The 5,703-nt window shown below is 25.3% G+C and carries 6 protein-coding genes and 1 tRNA gene; 3 read left to right on the top strand and 4 right to left on the bottom strand.

What is annotated here, in order from left to right; genetic code table 11:
• The first annotated feature begins 184 nt into the window (after positions 1 to 184).
• Complete coding sequence (locus tag Q0K19_RS14750) at positions 185 to 1,108, top strand: Abi family protein (protein WP_297249291.1); 924 nt, start codon at positions 185 to 187, stop codon at positions 1,106 to 1,108.
• Positions 1,109 to 1,312: 204 nt separating this feature from the next.
• Positions 1,313 to 1,582, top strand: a complete 270-nt coding sequence (locus Q0K19_RS14755; protein ID WP_297249294.1) for a hypothetical protein — start codon at positions 1,313 to 1,315, stop codon at positions 1,580 to 1,582.
• 472 nt (positions 1,583 to 2,054) lie between these two features.
• Here Q0K19_RS14755 and Q0K19_RS14760 read toward each other — a convergent pair.
• From Q0K19_RS14760 to Q0K19_RS14775, 4 genes are all read right to left on the bottom strand, one after another.
• Positions 2,055 to 2,129, bottom strand: a tRNA-Gly gene (locus Q0K19_RS14760).
• A gap of 85 nt (positions 2,130 to 2,214) precedes the next feature.
• Positions 2,215 to 3,126, bottom strand: coding sequence for a nicotinamidase (locus tag Q0K19_RS14765; protein ID WP_297249296.1), 912 nt, complete (start codon positions 3,124 to 3,126; stop codon positions 2,215 to 2,217).
• A 145-nt stretch (positions 3,127 to 3,271) separates the two neighbouring features.
• On the bottom strand, positions 3,272 to 4,402 hold the full coding sequence (locus Q0K19_RS14770) for a hypothetical protein (RefSeq protein WP_297249298.1): 1,131 nt from the start codon (positions 4,400 to 4,402) through the stop codon (positions 3,272 to 3,274).
• Positions 4,403 to 4,523: 121 nt separating this feature from the next.
• Positions 4,524 to 4,940 carry a hypothetical protein gene (locus Q0K19_RS14775; protein ID WP_297249300.1) on the bottom strand — a complete coding sequence of 139 codons (417 nt, stop codon included), beginning with the start codon at positions 4,938 to 4,940 and terminating at the stop codon, positions 4,524 to 4,526.
• Between the two features lie 143 nt (positions 4,941 to 5,083).
• Here Q0K19_RS14775 and Q0K19_RS14780 point away from each other — a divergent pair, with 143 nt between their 5' ends.
• The gene (locus tag Q0K19_RS14780) at positions 5,084 to 5,584 is read left to right on the top strand and encodes a type 1 glutamine amidotransferase domain-containing protein (RefSeq protein WP_297249302.1); all 501 of its coding nucleotides are present in this window, start codon (positions 5,084 to 5,086) and stop codon (positions 5,582 to 5,584) included.
• Positions 5,585 to 5,703: the final 119 nt, after the last annotated feature.

The raw sequence follows: 5,703 nt of genomic DNA on the forward strand, positions 1-5,703 counted from the left end.
TTTGTAGCAATTATAAATTATAAGGAATACCATCTTTTTTTAAACTAAAAGTGTGCAATATCTATGGCTCTTAAACATAAAAATAATAAATTGATTATTGACTTTTTTATCAATAGTGTTATAATTTACAGTAACTATGTGCAGGGCTTCAGTCGCAAGACAGCTTACTCTGCACTTATATATTATGAAACCATATAATAAACCTCCATTATCAATAGATGAACAATTATCCTTGCTTAAAAAAAGAGGATTAATAATAAATAATTATGAATTTGCTAAAAATGTATTGTCAAACTTAAATTATTATAGTTTGAGCGGATATTTATATGTATTTGAAAAACAGTCTAATACTAGAACGCACATCTTTGAAAATGTTACATTTGAAGAAGTTATAAGATTTTTTAATACAGATGTAAAAATAAGACAGCTTATCCTCTCATGTGTTTCTTATGTAGAAGTATATATGAAAAATATTATAGCTAGAACTTTTGTTGAAACTTACAATGATCCATTTTATAATTACAAAACTAATATTTACGATAATATTAATCCAGAAATAAATTCTCTAGCTGAAAATTCTAAAGAAATTTTTATAAAGCATTATAAAAATGAATATTCAAATTTTCCAGAACTTCCTATATGGATAAGTGTAGAAATTATGAGTTTAGGAACTTTATCCAAGTTTTATTCTTATTCTGATAATATTTACAAGAAAAATATTGTCAATAAAATAAATTTGAACCACCATGAGTATTTAAGAAATTTTATGCATTTTTTAACTCTTATAAGAAATAAATCTGCTCATCATTCAAGGATTTTATGCATAAATTTAGATAATAAGATTAAACTTCCAAAACAATTACTTTTAAATAGTAATTATAATATAGGATTATTAAATAGTAATACACTTTTTAATTTTATAGTAAATTTGGAATATATAGTAAAAGTATCATCTATATTTCCATCTTCAACATTATATTTTATATATGAAATATATAAACAGTTATATAAACTAATAAATAATAAATCCATAAAAAATAAAATCTTTATACATAAAAATATAGGTATCATTGATAATTGGAAAGGAAACAACTTCTTCAATCCATAATTGTAAAATATCTGTTGTATTTATTTTTTGCTTTTTACACAAAAACGTATCTTTTATTATTGATATTTACTTTTATTTATATATAATATTAACATATCAATAAAATTAGATAAAATATGTATAAAAGTATAATTAATAGTATTTTGACTAATTTCTTGAACATGGATAAAAATAACATATTAAACTAAATTAGGAGGTATTTGTATGATTATCAATCCTTTAAGATCACCTATTGAATTATCTATATTTAAATTAAATGTAAAAAGAAAAATAATTAGGGATAAAATATTCTTAAAATTATTATATTCAAAAGTTAATAAAATGACAGACAAACAAAAGCAAAGTAAACTTTTCAAATATCAAAAGAATAAATATAAAATAGATGAATGTATTGCCGAAGTAGAAAAAGAGATTAAAAGAAGAGAGGAACAGTTAAAGCTTTTAAATGCTGTACAGTTTGTAACTTGGCTTTAAATTTATAAAACGCACGGTAATCTGAATTTATAATATAATAAAATTTGAATTACAAGCAAAAATATATATTTAATCTCAATTATACGTGCGGTGTGCAAATCATAAATTTAAATAAAACTAGGGCGGGTGCTAGAAAATTCTAAATAAGTCATAAAGATAGTTAATATTAAAATTCAAAAGTTAGTTATAAAGAATAAAGGGCGGGGAATGTAATAAAAGTTTTAAAACTTTATTTACACTTGCCCACCCTTTAGGCTTATAGTCTTTTATGGTATTTAAATTTTATTTTTATTGTTAATTTGTTCTGGTATTATAGCTGCCCACCCAGGATTTTTTTAAATTTATTGTATCCTCACCGCACGTTGAATGGGTATAAATATATAAATTAATTCGAAATACAGATTTTATTATATTTTAAAATTTGCTTACCGTGCGTTAATGGAAATTGCTGTGAAATAGGAAATTAAATAAATGGAGCGGGCGAACGGAATCGAACCGTCATCTTTAGATTGGAAGTCTAAGGTAATAACCATTATACGACGCCCGCAATAAAAAAGAACTTACTTTTAAGTTTTATAAAATATAACATAATAAAATAAAAAAATCAAGAGCTAAATTATTTTTTTTATTTATCAAATATTGAGTAATTTTATGCCATATTTACTAGAAAGCTCTTCGTATTTTTGTTCGCATGCCCTATTATCACCTATAGCACTGCTGCAATTCATCATTATATTAATAGTTTCTGTTACACTTTTATCGTTATTGTATATTTCACAAAACTGCTTCACACTCTCATAAACACAATAATCTTTAGCCTCTCCGCATATATATATTTTATCAGCATTGGCTATATCATAAACCCAAGAAGTATCATAGTTTTTTGTATACTCTGTAGGTACTTCAGGCCTTATTACACCATACATCTCACTGAATGAGTCTTGACCTTTTAGTATTTTATTTATATACACTTTTCTTGAAGTCTCAAAGAATAGAAGAATATTAGCAAGCTGTTTATCTATAAGCCAGCCGTCTGTGGCATATATACAATGATAAGGCCATATCATCAAATTTTGAGCATTCTTTTCTTTTAAGGCCTTCACATAATTAATTTGTATCTCCTCATCATAAACAGGTATTATCTCATCATTCAAAATTTTTTCTAAAGTTATTTCTGTAAACGGAGCAACAGGCTTATCATTAAAATCATTCCACATAATAGAATGAAATATAGAATCATATCTGTGAGTATCTAAAGTAACATATATACTCGAAAGCCTTTCCATATTGTCGTATATGAATCTTATTATATTTTTAATATCATTAATAGCACCTTTCACAGGCAAAGCACCTTTCTCCATATCGATAAAATCTCTTTGAGGATCTACTATAAGAAGATTAATGCTTTCATCTTCAAACTTTTTAATGACTTCATTGCTGTATTCTAAAGCCATTTTATAAATATCCTGCTGATTAATAGGATTAACTTCTTTTCCTATAAAATCCTCATTTACTATTTTCTCATACGGTATTTTAACTGACATAACAAAATCCTCATTTAGTGCTTTAAAAATAGTATATAAAATTTTTATTTAAAGTAAATTATTTTTTTATATTATTTTTTATATAAACTAAATAAAAAAAGAGCCCCAAATAATAGGGACTCTCTTTGCAAAAACAAAAATATGTTTAATAATCTACCATTTCTCGAAGGAAGTTTCCATTTCTATCAATATAAAGTCTCATGTTATTTGCCATTCTCACTTCATAAGTACCTATCTCTTTTACCTCTACATCTAATATCTGAACATTAGGATATTTTGCTGCAGCTGTATCCAAAACTACTTGAGGTACTTTGAAAGGAGTATAAAAATCCTGAACATATAATGGTGCATTTTGAGTATTTGCGGCAGGCTGATTATTATTGTTTAAATTCTGATTGTCAGCAGGAATATTATTTTGCTCTGGCATACCATTTGCTTTTCTAGTTAATTCTTCTGCTGCCTTTATTAAGGCTTCAGCAGCTAACTTGTAAGGATTATCTGACATGTTGTTGTTTGTCTGAGTATAAGCATTATAATCGTATCCAGTATAATATCCATTTTGATCTTGTGCAGTATTGTCATAACCGCCATAATAATTATTTTGATAAGTATTATCATAAGCATTATAGTCATAAGGATTATAATAATTATTTTGTGCAGCATTATCATAACTATTATTATATCCATTTTGATTAGGGCTATAGTACGGACTATTAGGATTTTTGGATTCTCTTTCCAACATTTTCATTAATTCTTCATAAGGATTTACATAACCTGCTGTATTATTATATGCTTGATTATTATAATTATCATAACTGCTTTGATATGGATTTTGTGCAGTATTATCATAACCGCCATAATAATTATTTTGGTATGGATCTTTATAATTATTATCATAGCCATTATAATAATTATTTTGATATTGATTCTGTGCAGTATTATTATAATTAGGCTGAGCATTATAATTTTGAGAAGCCCAATTCATAGCATTCATAGTATCCTGATATGGATTTCCCTGCATAGCATTATAATCATTATATTGTTCATAAAATCCAGGACTATAATAAATACTGTTAGGGTTATTTGCTTCCTCGGATAAAGTTCTCATAAATTCCTGATAATAATTATTATAGTAGTTATTTGCAGGGACATTATTATTCTGATTATTTTGATAGTTATAACCATTCTGATAATTATATGGATCATAATATTGAGCAAACAACATACCTGAAGATATTATCAAGGCAGGTATTGCTTTAAAAATTATTTTTCTCATAAACATATCCTTTGTAAATATATTGTAAATTTATTGTTTACTGTATTTACATTATAATACATTTATGGTTAGATGTCAATTTTTTTTACAAAAATTTTCAAATAAATTTACATTTTTAAATCTATTTAGATTGTATTAATTGACCAGATGTTACCGAACTATCTTCATTTACTATATTAAGATCAAGCATATTATTATTGAATGTAAAAGTATATTTTTTTAATCCTGTAAAATTTATTTCAGCACTATAGCTATTATCAGAATTTTTAATAATCATTTCTTTAGATAATTCTACATCTTCCGGATTAGAACCTCCAAAATATGTTACAGAACCTTTTACAGAACCATCATTATTAATTGTGAATGTAGCTCTCCCATCTTCTATAATGCCGTTTTTATCTTTTCTATTTATTGCCCCAGAATATTTTCCTTCATATTTTGAGTCTATTCCGCCTCCTATTTTTGTAATATCATTAGAACAAGATACAAAAATTATTATCATCAAAGTTAAAGAAATTGTTTTTAAGAAAGTTTTCATTTTTTATCCTTTTATTATTTAATATTTATAAATATAATAAAAAATATATTTTAAGTATGATTAAATATAAAAAATATATGATATTGAAAAAATGTTATATTATTATATGATACTAAAAATTATAATACAAAGGAAATATATAAATGAAAGCATTGATTATTACAGATAATTTTTTTGAGGATTCTGAATTATTTTATCCATACTTCAGACTTGTAGAAGAAGGCATCGAAGTTGATATAGCAGCTTTAAACAAAGGTGAGATTAAAGGTGAATATTTTTTCAAAGTTGAAGCAAAATTAGATTTCTCAGAAGTAAACCCTTCAAATTATAAAGCATTAATAATACCGGGCGGAAGAGCACCTGAAGCTATAAGAGGAAATGAAAATGTAAAGAAAATAATAAAATACTTTGTTGACAATAATCTTACTATAGGAGCTATTTGCTATGGACAGCAAACTTTAATATCAGCAAAAGTTTTGGAAGGAAAAGACGCTACTTGCTATATAGGCATAAGAGATGATTTAATGAATGCCAAAGCTAATTATAAAGATGAAAAAGTTGTGGTATGCGGAAATATTATCACTTCAAGATGTCCTGATGATTTGCCGTATTTCGCTAAAGAGATAATAAAGAAATTAAAATAATATATACTGAAAATTTTTAAGTTTGTCAATTTTTTTATTCAACTTTTTCCCGCCGCAAAAAGTTGCAAAAAGTGCAAATATAAAATTAGTGCTAAATCATACTAAAATTGTCTTACATG

Origin of the sequence: uncultured Brachyspira sp. (genome assembly GCF_944393015.1) — a bacterium.
Taxonomy (GTDB): Bacteria; Spirochaetota; Brachyspiria; order Brachyspirales; family Brachyspiraceae; genus Brachyspira.